The sequence below is a fragment of the Streptomyces sp. NPDC050535 genome (assembly GCF_044457665.1).
GTDB lineage: Bacteria > Actinomycetota > Actinomycetes > Streptomycetales > Streptomycetaceae > Streptomyces.
Window position 1 is genome coordinate 237,194 of sequence record NZ_JBITHE010000011.1, and the last position, 16,074, is coordinate 253,267.

General features: G+C 70.8%; 17 protein-coding genes. 6 read left to right on the forward strand and 11 right to left on the reverse strand.

Going from position 1 to position 16,074, the window contains the following annotated elements; all coding sequences use genetic code 11:
- Positions 1 to 49: 49 nt before the first annotated feature.
- Positions 50 to 718, reverse strand: a complete 669-nt coding sequence (locus ACIBLC_RS24910) for a hypothetical protein (RefSeq protein ID WP_399213375.1) — start codon at positions 716 to 718, stop codon at positions 50 to 52.
- Between the two features lie 378 nt (positions 719 to 1,096).
- Here ACIBLC_RS24910 and ACIBLC_RS24915 point away from each other — a divergent pair, with 378 nt between their 5' ends.
- From ACIBLC_RS24915 to ACIBLC_RS24925, 3 genes are all read left to right on the forward strand, one after another.
- Positions 1,097 to 1,405: a hypothetical protein gene (locus ACIBLC_RS24915; protein WP_399213376.1), complete on the forward strand. Its 309-nt coding sequence runs from the start codon at positions 1,097 to 1,099 to the stop codon at positions 1,403 to 1,405.
- A gap of 267 nt (positions 1,406 to 1,672) precedes the next feature.
- Complete coding sequence (locus ACIBLC_RS24920; RefSeq protein WP_399213377.1) at positions 1,673 to 2,179, forward strand: hypothetical protein; 507 nt, start codon at positions 1,673 to 1,675, stop codon at positions 2,177 to 2,179.
- Positions 2,176 to 3,543 carry a DUF2252 domain-containing protein gene (locus ACIBLC_RS24925; RefSeq protein ID WP_399213378.1) on the forward strand — a complete coding sequence of 456 codons (1,368 nt, stop codon included), beginning with the start codon at positions 2,176 to 2,178 and terminating at the stop codon, positions 3,541 to 3,543. The genes ACIBLC_RS24920 and ACIBLC_RS24925 overlap by 4 nt, the downstream gene beginning before the upstream one ends.
- Before the next feature lie 93 nt (positions 3,544 to 3,636).
- Here ACIBLC_RS24925 and ACIBLC_RS24930 read toward each other — a convergent pair whose 3' ends face one another.
- Both ACIBLC_RS24930 and ACIBLC_RS24935 read right to left on the reverse strand, forming a co-directional pair.
- On the reverse strand, positions 3,637 to 4,428 hold the full coding sequence (locus ACIBLC_RS24930; RefSeq protein ID WP_399213379.1) for an alpha/beta hydrolase: 792 nt from the start codon (positions 4,426 to 4,428) through the stop codon (positions 3,637 to 3,639).
- Positions 4,429 to 4,457: 29 nt separating this feature from the next.
- Complete coding sequence (locus ACIBLC_RS24935; RefSeq protein ID WP_399213380.1) at positions 4,458 to 4,979, reverse strand: DUF1269 domain-containing protein; 522 nt, start codon at positions 4,977 to 4,979, stop codon at positions 4,458 to 4,460.
- A gap of 304 nt (positions 4,980 to 5,283) precedes the next feature.
- Here ACIBLC_RS24935 and ACIBLC_RS24940 point away from each other — a divergent pair, with 304 nt between their 5' ends.
- On the forward strand, positions 5,284 to 5,589 hold the full coding sequence (locus tag ACIBLC_RS24940; RefSeq protein ID WP_399213381.1) for a hypothetical protein: 306 nt from the start codon (positions 5,284 to 5,286) through the stop codon (positions 5,587 to 5,589).
- Between the two features lie 46 nt (positions 5,590 to 5,635).
- On the opposite strand, the gene ACIBLC_RS24945 is transcribed toward ACIBLC_RS24940, so the two are convergent.
- From ACIBLC_RS24945 to glnA, 3 genes are all read right to left on the reverse strand, one after another.
- Positions 5,636 to 6,223: a hypothetical protein gene (locus tag ACIBLC_RS24945; protein ID WP_399213382.1), complete on the reverse strand. Its 588-nt coding sequence runs from the start codon at positions 6,221 to 6,223 to the stop codon at positions 5,636 to 5,638.
- 2 nt (positions 6,224 to 6,225) lie between these two features.
- Positions 6,226 to 7,146, reverse strand: coding sequence for a zinc metalloprotease HtpX (gene htpX, locus ACIBLC_RS24950; protein WP_399213435.1), 921 nt, complete (start codon positions 7,144 to 7,146; stop codon positions 6,226 to 6,228).
- A gap of 228 nt (positions 7,147 to 7,374) precedes the next feature.
- Positions 7,375 to 8,784, reverse strand: coding sequence for a type I glutamate--ammonia ligase (glnA, locus tag ACIBLC_RS24955; RefSeq protein ID WP_399213383.1), 1,410 nt, complete (start codon positions 8,782 to 8,784; stop codon positions 7,375 to 7,377).
- Between the two features lie 199 nt (positions 8,785 to 8,983).
- Here glnA and ACIBLC_RS24960 point away from each other — a divergent pair, with 199 nt between their 5' ends.
- Positions 8,984 to 9,451, forward strand: coding sequence for an RDD family protein (locus ACIBLC_RS24960; protein WP_399213384.1), 468 nt, complete (start codon positions 8,984 to 8,986; stop codon positions 9,449 to 9,451).
- Between the two features lie 145 nt (positions 9,452 to 9,596).
- Here ACIBLC_RS24960 and ACIBLC_RS24965 read toward each other — a convergent pair whose 3' ends face one another.
- From ACIBLC_RS24965 to lipB, 4 genes are all read right to left on the reverse strand, one after another.
- Positions 9,597 to 10,301, reverse strand: coding sequence for a DUF4191 domain-containing protein (locus tag ACIBLC_RS24965; RefSeq protein WP_399213385.1), 705 nt, complete (start codon positions 10,299 to 10,301; stop codon positions 9,597 to 9,599).
- 86 nt (positions 10,302 to 10,387) lie between these two features.
- Positions 10,388 to 10,585: a hypothetical protein gene (locus ACIBLC_RS24970; protein ID WP_399213386.1), complete on the reverse strand. Its 198-nt coding sequence runs from the start codon at positions 10,583 to 10,585 to the stop codon at positions 10,388 to 10,390.
- 390 nt (positions 10,586 to 10,975) lie between these two features.
- Positions 10,976 to 11,941, reverse strand: coding sequence for a lipoyl synthase (gene lipA, locus ACIBLC_RS24975; protein ID WP_399213387.1), 966 nt, complete (start codon positions 11,939 to 11,941; stop codon positions 10,976 to 10,978).
- A 116-nt stretch (positions 11,942 to 12,057) separates the two neighbouring features.
- Complete coding sequence (gene lipB, locus ACIBLC_RS24980) at positions 12,058 to 12,855, reverse strand: lipoyl(octanoyl) transferase LipB (RefSeq protein ID WP_399213388.1); 798 nt, start codon at positions 12,853 to 12,855, stop codon at positions 12,058 to 12,060.
- Positions 12,856 to 13,141: 286 nt separating this feature from the next.
- Here lipB and ACIBLC_RS24985 point away from each other — a divergent pair, with 286 nt between their 5' ends.
- Entirely contained in the window at positions 13,142 to 14,581 is a 1,440-nt protein-coding gene (locus tag ACIBLC_RS24985) for a regulator (protein ID WP_399213389.1), read from the forward strand.
- 3 nt (positions 14,582 to 14,584) lie between these two features.
- Here ACIBLC_RS24985 and ACIBLC_RS24990 read toward each other — a convergent pair whose 3' ends face one another.
- Positions 14,585 to 15,955, reverse strand: a complete 1,371-nt coding sequence (locus ACIBLC_RS24990; RefSeq protein WP_399213390.1) for an NAD(P)/FAD-dependent oxidoreductase — start codon at positions 15,953 to 15,955, stop codon at positions 14,585 to 14,587.
- Positions 15,956 to 16,074: the final 119 nt, after the last annotated feature.

Genomic DNA, 16,074 nt, shown 5'->3' on the forward strand with positions numbered 1-16,074 from the left:
CTGCCGCCTCTGGCCGGAAAGCGGCAGGACCCGGTAGGGACGGCTCCGGTCAGCCCACCCGCTCGATCCGGGCGTTGCGGATCAGGAACTTGCCGGGCTCGCGGACCAGCTCGAAGGCGGCGTTGTTCAGCAGGGCGCAGCTTCCGGAGGTCGCGGTGACCTCCACGGTCGTGGACTTGTTGTTGTCCAGGTTCGTGACCTTCAGCTTCGTCCCGGCCGGGAACTGGTTGCTGGACGCGGCCGGGGCGCCGGCCTCCCCGGAGAGGGTGACCGTCGAGCCGTTGCAGACCTGCTCGCCGGTGGCGGCGCCGGCACCGGCATCGGCACCGGTGTCCTCCGCGGGGGCGGTCTCCTCGGGAGCCGCGGCCGGGGGCACGGATGCGGCGGGCGGCGTGTCGGTCTGGGAGTCCTGAGCCGACTCCCCGACCTCGCAGCCGGACGCTTCCTGCTGGACCTTGATCTGCGCGAGGACCGCTTCGCGGTTGGCGATCCGGGCCTCCGACTGCGCGTCGGGGGCGGCCCGTTGGTCGGCGATGAACTTCTCGTTGTTGCCGAACGCGGTGGCCAGGCCCTGGCAGACCGTCGAACTCGCCGCGTTCTGGACCGAGGCCGCGTTCGAGGTGGCGGCCAGGGCGAAGGCGCCGCCGCCGGCCACGGCGGCGGCGCTGACCAGCAGTACGAGCTTCTTCTTGGTGCTGAGGGTTCTCCTGCGCGACATGTGCGCCTCCTGTGTGCGGGGGTGCGGTACGTCGCTATGTACGAGATCCCGAACAAGGTTACTCAACGGTTACAGGAGTCACTGAAGTGGCGTGGGTCACAACGGAGTTGGCGTCCGGCGGGGATCCGTCCGGGCGGGAAAATCACGCGGCGCGGACGGCGGCCGCATCGCCGCCCACTGGAGCTGTTCGAATTTCTGCCGCCTCACGCGCATCTCCAAAACCTGCTGTGACATGTCGGCAATTCCCTTGCCCACCTGGCTGTTTGGCGGACTTCACGGACTCCCCGGTTGTCAGTGGGGGCCGGTAGACTGGGAGCAGTGTTCGAGGGAATCGCCGGGGGAGCCGGACGGTTCCCAGACCGCGACAGGAGGAGTTCCGTGCCCGCTGCCGCACTGAAGCCGCTGCCCACCCAGTCCACGTCCAAGAGGGCGGTCCTGCTGGACCTGCCGTACGAACCCGTGGAGAAGCGCCCGCTGCCCCCGGGGCGCCCCCGCGAGTGGTACGTCATCCACAACCGCCGGCTCAAGGCGATGCGCCTCGCGATCGCCCTCCTCGACTCCGGCGTCTACATGCCGAACCAGGCACGCAACGAGCAGATCCGCGCCACCGCTCAGATCATCGGCATCCACCCGCCGTCGGACACCACGTGCCACATGGTGCGCGCGCTGATGAGGTACGCGCGCTGACCCGTTCCCCGATCTTCTAGCCCGTCCGGCGCTTGAGGACGAGCGACGAGCGACTAGCGCGAAGCGCGAAGGGGGTCTGGGGGCGCAGCCCCCAGGAACGGGACGGGAAGGGGCGGAGGGGGCGAAAAACCTCCCCGCCCCGCCCGGCCTCGCCCCCACCTCACCCGATCGCCGCACCCGGCATGCGCACGTTCCGCTCCCCGCCTTGACTGAGGCAACCGCGCGGAGCGGAACCGGACGAGAACCAGCGAGACGTCGGGAGACGCCATGACGAGGCACGGCATACCGGGACTGATCCTGGCGGCAGCCGCGACAGCGGCGCTGACCGCGCCCCTCACCGGCTGCTCGGACGACACCACCCCCTCCGGCGCCGCTTCCAAGGCGGCCTCCGCCGCCTCCGCGGCCGGTGACGCGCTGTCCTCCGCCACCGCCGACGCCGGAGACGCCCTCGCCTCCGCCACCGCCGAGGCCGGCGAGAGGTTCGACGAGTTCAAGAACGGCGTGAACGCCAAGGGCGACGTGCGGACCGGCGACGTCGGCACCGACTCCGACGGGCGCTCCACCACCGAGGTGACCGTCACCAACTCCGGCTCCTCGTCGAGGTCCTACGCCGTCCAGGTCGACTTCCGCGACCCGAGCGGCAACCTCCTCGACACGGTCGTCGTCACGGTCGACGGCGTCGCGGCGGGCGCCACCAAGGACGCCACCGCCCGCAGCAACCGCACACTCTCCGGCGACGTCACCGCCGAAGTGTCCAGAGCCGTGCGGAAGTGACGGAGGTGGCCCCGACCGGCGTCACGGCCACCCCGGAGGACCGCGCCGCGCGGGGCAGAGCGGCCCGCAAACGCGTCTCCCGGTCCGCGCACGCCGGCTGGATCCCCGGCGTCGGCCGCCCCGACCCCGTCGCGCTGCTGGAACGACAGGGCAGGAACCGGCTGGCGGAGCTGCTGCCGATCCGGTACGGGCGGATGACCGCGTCACCCTTCGCGTTCCTGCGCGGCGGCGCCGCCGTCATGGCCGCCGACCTGGCGGCCCAGCCGCACACCGGGCTCACGGTGCAGCTCTGCGGTGACGCCCACCTGCTCAACTTCGGCCTGTACGCCTCCCCGGAACGCGCCCTGGTCTTCGACCTGAACGACTTCGACGAGACGCACCCGGGCCCCTTCGAGTGGGACGTCAAACGGCTCGCGGCCAGCGTCGCGGTGGCGGCCCGCGAGAACGGGCACACGGAGGCCCAGGTCCACGGCGCGGCCCAGGCGGCGGTGGGCCAGTACCGCGAAGGCATCCGGCGGCTCGCGAAGAAGGGCGAACTGGCCGTCTGGTACGAGCGTCTCGACGCCGACAGCCTGCTCCCGCTGGTCCGCTCCGCCCGGCATCGCAAGCGCGTCGAGTCGAGCCTCACCCGCGCCCGCCGCCGCACCAGCCTGCACGCGCTCGGCAAACTCACCGCGACCGTCGGCGGACGCCCGCGCATCGTCCAGGACCCGCCGCTGCTCGAACCGGCCGGAGTCACCGACATGGCGTCGCTCCGCAAGATCTTCAGCGACTACCGCTCCACACTCTCCGAGGAACGCCGCGTCCTCCTGGACCGATACCGCTTCGTCGACGCCGCCCGCAAGGTCGTCGGCGTCGGCAGCGTCGGCACCCGCTGCTTCATCGTGCTGCTCGCCGGGCGCGACACCGACGACCCGCTGTTCCTCCAGATCAAGGAGGCCGGCAGGTCCGTACTCGAAGAGCATCTGCCCAACGGCCCGTACGTCCATCCCGGCCACCGGGTCGTCGCGGGGCAGCGCCTGCTCCAGGCGGCGAGCGACATCTTCCTGGGCTGGATGACCGGGCCGCAGGGACGCGCCTTCTACTGGCGGCAACTGCGTGACATGAAGGGTTCCGCGGACGTCGCCGGGATGACCCCCGGTGAACTGCTCGCGTACGCCCGGCTCTGCGGCACAGCGCTGGCCCGCGCCCACGCCCGCTCCGGCGACCGCATCGCGATCGCCGCCTACCTGGGCGGCGCCGACACCTTCGAACGCGCCGTCGCGGACTTCGCGCTGCGCTACGCCGACCAGAACACCGCCGACCACGCGGCGCTGAGCGCCGCCGTGACGGCCGGGGTGGTCACGGCGACGCAGGGCGTGTGAGCCGAGGGGCCGGCCGCGACCGGCGGCCGGGACCGCGTCACGCTGCCCCAACTGTCATTCGCAGCAACGCCGTTGAGCGTCAGGCGTACGGAGTCACTCGGCGACCGACGCCGATGATCCGGTCGTCTTCCGCCCCTGGTCGTCCGGGCCGCCGAGCAGGGCGTCCACGAATCGCCGCCGGTCCTCGGGGTGGTCGCGGAACCACAGCCCCAACATGTGCTCCGCGCCCGGCAGTTCGAGCCGGGTGAACCGGGCCCGGGTGGCGAGAGCCTCCGCCACCGCTTCCGTCACGTCGGCCGGGATCACGGTGTCCGTGCCCGGCACGGCGAGCACCGCGCGTCCCGCGTACGCCCGCAGGACGTCGAGCGCGGGGGACCGGCGCCAGCTGTCCGGCGTACGGATGAGCTCGCTGAAGAGTCCCGCACCGTCCCCGAACGGAACCGGCCACGCCGCGGCGCCGTACACGGCGGGCGCGCACAACCCCAGCGCCGCCGCGCGCTCCCCGTAGTGCCCCGCCAGATCGGCCACCGTCTGGCCGCTCATGCTGAACCCCACGAGGATCAGCGGCGCGTCCGCCGGCACGCTCGCGTCGATCACGGCGACGGCCTGCTCGAAGCGCCTCTTCAGGCTCAACTCGCCCAGCGCGCCCGAACTTTCGCCGTGTCCGGAGAAGTCGAGAGCGAGGCCGCGGCAGCCACGCGCGACGAACTCCTCGAGCAGCGGCAGCAGCCGTTCCTTGTTGCCGACGCCCGCGCCGTGCAGCAGGACGGCGGTGGCCGTCGGGCCACCACCGGCCGATCCGCTGACACAGCTCAGTCGTTCACCGTCGTGGTCGCACGTGAAGTGGTCGAATGCGAAGTGGTCGTGCGTGGAGGGGGAAAGCATCCCTCATTCACTCACGCCGCTCGCGGCCTTCAGGCGGCGGGCGTACCGCTGTCCGCCGTCTTCGCCTGCGCGGCGGCGACCGCCTCGCGCAGCGCGTCCTCCTGCTCCTGGCTCAGCGACGTCTGCACCAACTGGCCGCCGAACTGGGCGATCTGGGGGATCACCTTGTCGCCCGCGGCCTGCTTGACCAGGACGAAGAGGGCGGCGGCGCCCGGCTTGAGGTTCTGGCTGAGGTCCTTCATGAACTTGTCGTTGACGCCGGTGTCCGTGACCGCGCCGCCGGCCGCACCGGCCGCCGCGCCCACCGCCGCGCCGAGCAGCGGAACCAGGAAGAGCAGCCCGATCACGCCGCCCCACAGCGCGCCGCCGGCCGCGCCCACGGTCGTGTGGCTGACCGCCTGGTGCAGCTTGATCCTGCCGTCCTCACGCCGCTCGACGACCACCGCGTCCTCCAGCTCGACGAGGTGTTCCTTGGAGAGCTCGAACAGCTTGGCGCGTACCTGGTTGGCGGTGGCGAGATCGTCGTACGCGACGACGAACAGATTGCTCATGAGGGGCACCTCTTCAGGTCATATGTCTATTTTGACAGACTCTATAGCGATATCCGCACGGTTGCAGGTGAGGGATTCGCCGAGGGAAATACAGGTGCGCGCCGACAACGCGCTTCCCTACGCTGGGTGGGCGTTCCGGAGGTGTCGAGCGCCGCTTTCCTCCGTACGGGCATCAGCGGGCGGACTCGGGGCTACTCTCTACGCACCGACGGACGGCAGCCTTCCCCAGCGCCCTGTCGGCCCATCCGGAAAGCACCTTCACGACATCGAGATCCAGTCACCCACGCACACAAGGAGTCCCGTCATGGGAACCTTGATCATTTCCGCTACCGCGATCCTGGTCGTTCTCGGCTTCTCCAATCACGTCCTGTGGCTCGCGGCGATCGCCCTGCTCTTCCTGTACGTCCGCTACGGCCGCGCCGGGGACGGCACCTCGGCGGCGTCCGCACCGGGTTCGGCGCCCGCCCCTCCTCAGGGCGGGGCGTCGGGGGGCCGCCCGGACTCCACCTATCGGGCATACCGTGCCCGCCGCGACCGTCAGGCCAGGTGGGAGCGCCGCTACCGCCGTGAACGTCCGCTGGAGGTGCGCCGCCAGGAGCGCAAGAAGTAGCCCATGTGCCATGGAGCCGGTGCCGGCGGGCGGGTGCTCCGGGTTCTCACAGACCCGGGGCACCCCAGAGCGGGAACCAGCGGGTCAGGTCCTGCTCGACCCGCAGATCGTCGGCGAGCGCGGCCTTGATCCGCAGTTCCAGCGCGTTGTCGCGCTGCTGCCCCCCGCCGGCCGACGGGGCGAATGGATAGAACGTCCCGCGCTTGTAGAGGTAGACGAGCCCGAGCCGGCGCCTGTGTTCGCTGTCCTGGAAGCCCGCCACCGAGCAGAGCAGTTGCGGCCCGAAGCCGCTGCCCTCCAGCGCGGTGTTGACCGCGTGCAGATCACCGACCAGCGCGGGCAGATCGTCGGGCGCCCGCCGCGAGACCAGCCAGGAGTACCCGTACTCGTCCCGGCTGACCTCCACCGGCGAGTTCCCGCGCCCGGAGTCCGCGTCGAGCAGCGCCTGGACCTCCTGGTGGGCCTCGGCGAAGGCCGCGCCCTCGACGGTCGCGAAGCACACCGCGCCCGTCCCCGTCGGGGTGAACCCGGCGGCCGCCTGCAGGGTGATCGCGGCCGACGGCAGGGCGAAGAGCTGGTCGAGGTCGGGCGTGACGGGTCTGCTGCGCCCGAGCAGGATGTCCAGGAGCCCCATGTTCAGCCGGCCTTCCCGGGGGTTGCCGCCTCGCCCAACTCGACGGACATGCGGGCCAGTTGTTCGAGCCGCTGCTCCAGGCTCGGGTGGGTGGAGAAGTACTTGGCCACACCAGGCTCGGCGCCGAGGGCGGGCGTGAAGTAGAAGGCGTTGAAGGCCTGGGCCGTCCGCAGGTCCTTGGTCGGGATCCTGGCGATGTCCCCGGTGACCTTGGTCAGCGCGGACGCCAGCGCCGAGGGCCGTCCGGTGAGCTGGGCCGCGGCCCGGTCGGCGGCCAGCTCGCGGTACCGGGACAGCGCCCGGATGAGCAGGAAGCTGATCGCGTACACGGCCGCCGAGACCGTCATGACGGCCATGAACACCATGGCCGTGTTCTGGTCCCTGCGCCCGCCGCCCAGAAGCTGCGAGTAGAAGGCGAACCGGACGATCAGCCCGGCGATCACCCCGAGGAAGGAGGCGACGGTGATCACCGCGACGTCCTTGTGCGCCACGTGCGACAGCTCGTGCGCCAGCACACCTTCGAGTTCGTCGGGCTCCAGCCGCCGCAGGAGCCCGGTGGTCACACAGAGCACCGCGTGATCGGGGTTCCGTCCCGTCGCGAAGGCGTTGGGCATGTCCAGATCGGAGACGGCGACGAGCGGCTTCGGCATGTCGGCGATGGCGCACAGCCGGTCGACCACGCCGTGCAGCTGCGGATACTCCTCCCGCTCCACGATTCTCCCGCGCATCGCGAACAGCGCTATCCGGTCCGAGAACCAGTACTGCGCCCCGAGGAACGCCGCCGCGACCACCACGACCAGCACCCAGGACTTCATCAGCGCGATCAACGCGGCGACGAAGGCCACGTACAGCAATCCGAGCAGAAACAGCGTGACCGTCATCCGCACGGTCAACCGCCGATCGCTCTGGAACCGGCTGCGCATCATGCACCACCCCACACTCGGGCACTCGTCCCGATTCCCATTGTGCGCCCGCCCCCTCCCATGAACAGGCCCCGGTCTACCCCGCACCAGGCAAAAACCTGCCCTGTCAAGAGTCACTTATTTATCCGGAGCGAACAGTCCCGTACACGGATCCGAGCGGACGACGACGGAGCCCCGCCACCACCCGAAGGCGATGACGGGGCTCCGTGGGAGAACCGTGACGACGACCTACACGTCGTAGTACAGCTCGAACTCGTGCGGGTGCGGGCGGAGCTGGAGGGGGGCGATCTCGTTGGTGCGCTTGTAGTCGATCCACGTCTCGATCAGGTCGGACGTGAAGACGTCGCCCGCGAGCAGGAACTCGTGGTCGGCCTCGAGGCGGTCGAGGACGGCCGGGAGGGAGGTCGGGACCTGGGCGACGCCCGCGTGCTCCTCGGGAGCGAGCTCGTAGAGGTCCTTGTCGATCGGCTCGGCCGGCTCGATCTTGTTCTTGATGCCGTCCAGGCCCGCGAGGAGGAGGGCCGAGAAGGCGAGGTACGGGTTGCCGGAGGAGTCGGGCGCGCGGAACTCGACGCGCTTGGCCTTCGGGTTCGAGCCGGTGATCGGGATACGCATGGCCGCGGAGCGGTTGCGCTGCGAGTACACCAGGTTGACCGGGGCCTCGAAGCCGGGGACCAGGCGGTGGTAGGAGTTCACCGTCGGGTTGGTGAAGGCCAGCAGCGACGGGGCGTGCTTGAGGATGCCGCCGATGTAGAAGCGAGCGGTGTCCGACAGGCCCGCGTAACCGGCCTCGTCGTAGAACAGCGGGTCGCCGTTGGCCCAGAGCGACGAGTGGATGTGCATGCCCGAGCCGTTGTCACCGAAGATCGGCTTCGGCATGAAGGTCGCGGTCTTGCCGTTGCGCCAGGCGACGTTCTTCACGATGTACTTGAAGAGCTGGAGGTCGTCGGCCGCGGAGAGCAGCGTGTTGAACTTGTAGTTGATCTCGGCCTGGCCGGCGGTGCCCACCTCGTGGTGCTGGCGCTCGACCTGGAGGCCGGACTTGGCCAGCTCCAGGGAGATCTCCGCACGCAGGTCGGCGAAGTGGTCGACCGGCGGGGTCGGGAAGTAGCCGCCCTTGTAGCGGACCTTGTAACCGCGGTTGTTCTCGGCGGCACCGGTGTTCCAGGCGCCGGCCTCGGAGTCGATGTGGTAGAACGCCTCGTTCGACTTGGTGTCGAAGCGCACGCTGTCGAACACGTAGAACTCGGCCTCGGGGCCGAAGTACGCGGTGTCGGCGATACCGGTCGACGCCAGGTAGGCCTCGGCCTTCTTGGCCACGTTGCGCGGGTCACGGGAGTACTGCTCGCCCGTGATCGGGTCGTGGATGAAGAAGTTGATGTTGACCGTCTTGTCGCGGCGGAAGGAATCGACGCGCGCGGTGGACAGGTCGGCGCGGAGCGCCATGTCGGACTCGTGGATGGCCTGGAAGCCGCGGATCGAGGAGCCGTCGAAGGCCAGTTCCTCGGTGGGGTCGAAGGCCTCCGCCGGGATCGTGAAGTGCTGCATCACACCCGGCAGGTCGCAGAAGCGGACGTCGACGAACTTGACGTCCTCGTCCTTGATGAACTTCTTGGCCTCGTCGGCGTTCTGGAACATCCAGCTCCTCCTACTCCCGCCCACTTCGGACCGGGGTGGTAGTTCGTTCGTGCGGCCAGTGCGGTGGCACACGCTGGACCCGACCATAGGGACGGGGGATTTCTCAAGCGTGACCCATTTGTTTCGCCCAAGTTAACCGAGCCGGGCCCGTGATACCCCGCCTGTCCACATGCCAAAACGGGCGCAGTACCTTGGACGGGTGGACAAGAGGCAAGTAATCGGATCATGGCTCGCCGGACCGCGCGAGGCACTGGAGGACGCCGGTGTCGACCTCGGCTACCGAGGCGAGCAGCTCGGCCTGCCGGAACAGGGGCCCGGTTCGATCGCCCGCCCGGGCCGCCGCTTCGGCGCCCTCGCGGTCGACTGGGCCCTCTGCCTCTTGATCGCATACGGCCTGCTCACTGACGGCGACAGCCAGGCGACCGGCAACTGGACCCTGCTCGTCTTCTTCACCCTCGGCGTCCTCACCGTCGGAACGGTCGGCTCCACCCCCGGCAAACGCCTGTTCGGCCTGCGCATCGTCCCCGAGAACGGCGGCCGGCTGAACCCCCTGCGCGCCCTCGTCCGCACCGCGCTCCTGTGCGTCGCCCTCCCCGCCCTGATCTGGGACCGCGACGGCCGCGGCCTCCACGACCGCCTGGCCCGCACGATCGAGGTCCGCATGTAGGGGAGACGGTTCCTGTCACGACGCTCACGACTCCGCTACGACGATGGGGCGCCCGGAGGAATCCGGGCGCCCCATCGTCGTAGAAGTCTCAGCTCGTGAACTCGAAGCTTGTGAACTCGAAGCTTGTGAACTCGTAGAAGGAAGGTCAGCGGGTCTTCGGGCCGCCGCGCGGCATCCGCATGCCCTTGGGCATCGGCCCCTTCGGCAGCGGCATGTTGCTCATCAGGTCGCCCATCGCGCGCAGCCGGTCGTTGGTCGCGGTGACCTGCGGCCCGGCCAGGACGCGCGGCAGCTTCAGCATCGTCGTGCGGAGCTTCTTGAGCTCCACCTGGCCCTCACCGGTGCCCACGAGAATGTCGTGCACCGGGACGTCCGAGACGATCCGCGCCATCTTCCGCTTCTCGGCGGCCAGCAGGCTCTTCACCCGGTTCGGGTTGCCCTCGGCCACCAGCACGATGCCGGCCTTGCCGACCGCGCGGTGCACCACGTCCTGGCTGCGGTTCATCGCCACCGCCGGAGTCGTGGTCCAGCCCCGCCCGATGTTGTCCAGCACGGCCGCGGCAGCGCCCGGCTGGCCTTCCATCTGCCCGAAGGCGGCCCGCTCGGCCCTGCGCCCGAAGACGATCGCCGTCGCGAGGAAGGCGAGCAGGAGGCCGAAGATGCCGAGATAGATCGGGTGGCCGATCAAGAAGCCGATCGCGAGGAAGACACCGAGGGTGACGATTCCGACAGCCGCGAGTACAAGACCGATCTTTGAGTCGGCCTTGCGGGTCATCTTGTAAGTCAGAGCGATCTGCTTGAGTCGCCCGGGTTCGGCAGCGGTGTCCGCTGCGGTTTCCTTCCTCGCCATGCCTGGAAGTCTACGTGGCCCGGCAAGCGCCTACGACGGCAGTACCGGGGGAGCCCCGGCCGACGGCAAGGAGGGCCTCGCGGAGGCTACGAACGCGTCGCGACGGCTTCCAGCACCTGCTGCGCCTCGACCCTGTCCTTGGCCCGGCGGCGGTCCTCCAGGACGGACGTCCACGCGTTGCGGCGGGCGGTGCGCTGGCCGCCGCTCAGCAGGATCGACTCGACGGCACGGAGTGCATCGGTGAACGACGGAATCGCGGTGGCGCGTACGGGCGCGGCCTGCATGATGGTGTTCCCCCCTCGGGACGGCGGCTCTGGCGGGTGCGGTACGGGGTCTGCAACCAGGGTCACTGATTGGTGTTACCAGGGCGTGACCGACCGGTCAAACACCAATGAAACCTTGACGCACCGGGCCCGATCCCTGACACGTCCCTGTCGGCGCCCCCATCTGCGGGGAAGGCGTCGAGGGTGTGGAACGGGCCATCGTGGAGGCGGAGTTGCTTGTGTGCCGATTCACATGAAAGCGGTGGCACTCAGTGCCACCGCTTTCGTCGGACCACTCGTTTCGACACGTCCGTCCGACTAGGCCGTACGAGGCCCCGCGTCGTCCGGCGCCGCGTCGCGCCGTCCGGAGCTCCTCCTGCCGCGCCCGCACGCGCCGGCGCGGACCGTTCCTCAGACCGCCTGCGAGGCTACGTACGCCCCTCGCTTCTCGATGGCCATCTGGTACAGCCGGCCGGCCCGGTACGAGGAGCGGACCAGCGGGCCCGACATGACACCGGAGAAGCCGATCTGGTCGGCCTCCTCCTTCAGCTCCACGAACTCGTGCGGCTTGACCCAGCGTTCCACGGGGTGGTGGCGCACGGAGGGACGCAGGTACTGCGTGATCGTGACCAGCTCGCAGCCCGCCTCGTGCAGCTGCCGGAGCGCCTCGCTGACCTCTTCGCGGGTCTCGCCCATGCCCAGGATCAGGTTCGACTTCGTGACCAGACCGTAGTCGCGGGCCTCGGTGATGACCTTCAGCGAGCGCTCGTAGCGGAAGCCGGGGCGGATGCGCTTGAAGATCCGGGGGACCGTCTCGACGTTGTGCGCGAAGACCTCGGGGCGTGAGGAGAAGACCTCGGCGAGCTGCTCGGGCTCGGCGTTGAAGTCGGGGGCCAGCAGTTCGACCTTGGTGCGGCCGGCCTCGCGGCCCGACGTCTGGGCGTGGATCTGGCGGACCGTCTCCGCGTACAGCCAGGCGCCGCCGTCCGCCAGGTCGTCGCGGGCGACGCCGGTGATCGTGGCGTAGTTCAGGTCCATCGTGACGACCGACTCGCCCACGCGGCGGGGCTCGTCGCGGTCCAGAGCCTCCGGCTTGCCCGTGTCGATCTGGCAGAAGTCGCAGCGGCGGGTGCACTGGTCACCGCCGATGAGGAAGGTGGCCTCGCGGTCTTCCCAGCACTCGTAGATGTTGGGGCAGCCCGCCTCCTGGCAGACCGTGTGCAGGCCCTCGCTCTTCACGAGGGCTTGCATCTTCGTGTACTCGGGGCCCATTTTCGCCCGGGTCTTGATCCACTCGGGCTTGCGCTCGATGGGGGTCTGGGCGTTCCGGACCTCCAGGCGCAGCATCTTGCGTCCGTCGGGTGCGACTGCGGACACATCGGCTCCCTGTAGCTTCGATTCTTCGGCGTACACCAGGGTACGCCCGTGCGGTTCCTGGTCCTCGCGGTGGGCAACCTTCGGGAACGGGGGTGCATTCCCGGGGCCCCGTTTCGCTAGGCCGACGCCGGTGCCACCACCCGCGGCTTCAGGTCCGCGTGCTCCAACACGTCCCGCAGATGCCGCTCGGCGACCGGCAGGACCTCGTCGATGGTGATGTCTCGGCCCAGCTCGCCCGCGAGCGAGGCGACTCCCGCGTCACGGATGCCGCACGGGATGATCCGGTCGAACCAGACGTTGTCGGGGTTCACGTTCAGCGCGAAGCCGTGCATCGTGACGCCCTTGGCGACCCGGATGCCGATCGCCGCGATCTTGCGGTCCTCGCGGCGCTGGCCGGCGTTGGAGGGGGCGTACTCGGGGCCGTTCATCCGCGGGTCGAACTCGTCGTCCGTCAGGCGCGGGTCGAAGTCGAGGGAGAGCCCGCCGAGGGCCGGCCGCCGCTCGACCGGGTCGCCGAGGATCCAGACGCCGCTGCGGCCTTCGACCCGGCTGGTCTCCAGACCGAACTCCGCACACGTACGGATAAGTGCCTCTTCCAGGCGTCGTACATGTGCTACGACGTCCACCGGGCGGGGCAGCTTCTGGATCGGGTAACCCACCAGCTGGCCGGGACCGTGCCAGGTGATCTTCCCGCCGCGGTCCACGTCGATCACCGGGGTGCCGTCGAGCGGCCGCTCGTTGTCCGCCGTGCGGCGGCCCGCCGTGTAGACCGGCGGGTGCTCGAGGAGCAGACAGGTGTCGGGGACCTCGTCCAGGAAGCGGGCGGCGTGCACGCGGCGCTGCTCGTCCCAGGCCTCCTGGTAGTCGACGGCCTCCGCGCCGAATCCCATACGGACGAACCGCAGCTCACTCACGGCAAGCGCCTCCCTCGAAGCTTCGTCAGGTACGCGGACAACGCGAAGTACCTGTGTCAGGCATGTAACGCGCCCACGCCACTGTACGTCCGGCCGATGCCCGTCAGCCCAGCGGTCAATCCTCACACGATCGGATGAATGCCCGTCGAATCGTGCGACGGCGTGCTTACGCTCCGCTACATTCGCGCCGTTCAAGAGGCCAAAAGGGCTGCTCACAGGCAATCCGGGACACCTCGGCGGTCCCAAGGCCGCTCAGAGGCCCGAAAGGCAGGAGACCGCACCGCAGATGACGGAACGACCCGCGCAGCGCACCCCCAACCGCCAGCTCGCCGCGCTCATCGCAGAAGCGGGGTTCTCCAACGCAGGTCTCGCCCGTCGCGTGGACCAGCTCGGCCTCGAACACGGCCTCGACCTGAGATACGACAAGACCTCGGTCACCCGGTGGCTGCGCGGCCAGCAGCCGAGAGGGACCACGCCCGCGCTGATCGCCGAGGTGTTCACCCGCCGCCTCGGACGCCGGCTCAGCGCGCAGGACCTCGGACTGGACGCCTGCGCACCCGTGTACGCGGGCCTCGAGTTCGCGGGGTCCCCCGAGGAGGCCGTCGACATCGTCAGCGGCCTCTGGCGCAAGGACGCCGGCAGCCATGCCGAGCTGCGCAAGATCGCCTTCACCCCGGCGGGACTCGTGGTCCCCAGCCGGGACTGGCTCATCGGCAAGGCCGACGACCGGGTGAGCCGCGGCGACCCCGCCCCGGGACGGGTGCCCGCGCAGGGCCGCTCCGCCGTGCCCAGGCAGCGCAACCAGGCCGAGCGCGGACCCGGCCAGAAGGTCAGCGGCGGCGACATCGCCGCGCTGCGCTCGGTCGGCGAGCTCTTCCGCACCCTCGACCACGCCTACGGCGGCGGCCACGCCCGCCAGGCACTGGTCCGCTACCTGGAACACGAGGCGGAGCCGATGCTGCGCGGCGCGTACGGCGAGCAGACCGGACGCCGCCTGTTCGCCGCCACCGCCGACCTCACCCGCCTCGCCGGCTGGACCTCGTACGACATCGCCGCGCACGGACTCGCCCAGCGCTACTTCGTCCAGGCGCTGCGTCTCTCGCAGGCGGCCGGGGACCGCGGGTACGGCTCGTACGTGCTGATGACCATGAGCAGGCAGGCGGTCTACCTGGGGCACGGCAGAGAGGCCGTCCAGCTCGCGCGGGTGGCCCAGCAGGGCGTCGGGTCGGCCGCGCCGCCCGTGGTGCAGGCGATGCTGCACTCCGTCGAGGCGCGCGGGCACGGAGTACTGGGGGAGGTGCGGGCCTGCACGGCGTCCCTGGTGCGCGCCGAACGGGCCCTGGAAGCGGCCCGCGCCGGTGACGAAGTCCCCTACTGGGCACGGTTCTTCGACGAGGCACAGCTCGCCGACGAGTTCGGGCACTGCCACCGGGATCTCCAGCAGTACCGGGCCGCCGCGCAGCACGCCGAGCGCTCACTCCAGTTGCGGGCGCCCGGCTATGCGCGCAGCCGGCTGTTCTGCCGGGTGGTGCTCGCCTCGGCGCGGCTCGGGCTCGGGGAGCTCGACCAGGCCTGCCAGTTGGGGGCCGAGGCCGCCGGGCAGGCGCTGGAGATGCGGTCGGTGCGGGCGGTCGAGTACGTACGGGACTTCGAGCGGCGGCTGGAGCCCTACCGGGACGCGGCCCCCGTACGCGGGTACCGGGACCGGGTGGCGGCGCTGGGCTGAGGCTCAGGCGGCCTCCGCCTCCCGGTGTTCCCCGAGTAAGGCCGGGCGGGCGCCCAGGTCCATGAGCACGGAGTGGGCCGCCCGGCGGGCCGAGTGGAGCGCGCCCTGCACGGTGCTCGTGTCCCGGTGGTCCCCGCAGACGTACAGGCCCGCCAGGAGCCGTACCGGGCGGCGCAGGTCGTGCGGCGGGGGCATCGCGGGCACCGCCTCGGGGTCGTGATGGACCGCGAGGAGTTCCCAGCGCGAGGTCGGGGTCCCGTAGAGGCGGGCGAGTTGGGCGCGGACCGCCGCGTCCAGCCGGCCGGCGGGCGGCGGAGTGCCGAGGACGGTCGAGGTGATGAGTGCCCGTCCGGCCGGGGCGCGGGTCGCGTCGACCTGGCTGATGACCGCCGTGTGCGTCACCGGACCGCTCCTGTCCGCGTCCAGCAGCAGGGCCGGTTCCGTGAGCGGGGGCTCGTCCGTGGTGTGGTGAACCACCGTCACCGGGTGGAAGGCCGGCACGTGCAGCCCGGGCAGCAGCTCGGCGGCGGCGCGCGCTCCGGTCGCCAGCAGGACGGCCCGGCAGCCGAGTTCGCCGTGCTCCCGGGTCGTCACCCTGGTGGTGGAGACCGAGTCGACCCGGACGCCGGTGCGGACCGTCCCCGGGGGGAGCGAGGCCGCGAGCAGTTCCGGGAGAGCGTCCGCGCCGCCCTCCGGCAGACACAGCCGGCCGGTGGCGAAGGAGTGCAGCGCCAGGTCCGCGCAGCGGCTGGAGGTCCGCAGCTCCGGGTCGCAGAGCAGGGCGGCGAGCAGCGGGCGCAGGAAGCCGTCGACCGTGCGGGGCGGCAGACCCCGGGCTGTCAGCGACTGGGCGGTGGGGAGGTCCGGGCGGGCGAGGAGACGGGCCGGCGGGGTGTCGGCGAGACGGGCGAGCGTGCCGGCGAGCCGGGTCCGGTCGAAGGGGCCGCCCAGGCGGTCGGCCCGGTGGGCGCCGCTCTGGGGGCGAGGGCGGGGGAGCCGGGGGGCGCTCGCGAGGGCGCGTGCGGCGTTGAGTGCGCCCCTCGCGCTCCGGGGTGCGAGGGGGGTGCTCGCGCGATGGTGCCGGCCGTCGCTGTGGAGCAGGGCTCCCGGGGAGAACGGGCGCAGCGTCAGGGTGTCCAGACCCGGCGTGCGCCGGAGTTCGGGGTACGCCGTGGACAGGAGCCGGCCCGCGCGGTCGAGCCGGAAACCGTCGACTTTCTCCGTGGACATGCGGCCCCCCACGTGCTGGGTGGCCTCCAGGACGGTGGCCGTGAGGCCCGCCCTGGTCAGATGCTGGGCGGCTGCGAGGCCGGCGGCCCCGGCCCCCACGATGACGACATCCACGTCTTGCGCCAGGCGAGCGGGCTCTAGCACGTGCTCCTCCTCGAGGTTGCGCGACGGTGCCTTGCCGGGTGGGGACGTCATGCCCCCAACGGGCTTCTGGGATGCCCGAGTTCGGATCGAGGTTAGGGGCGTGACGGGCGAGGGCAAGT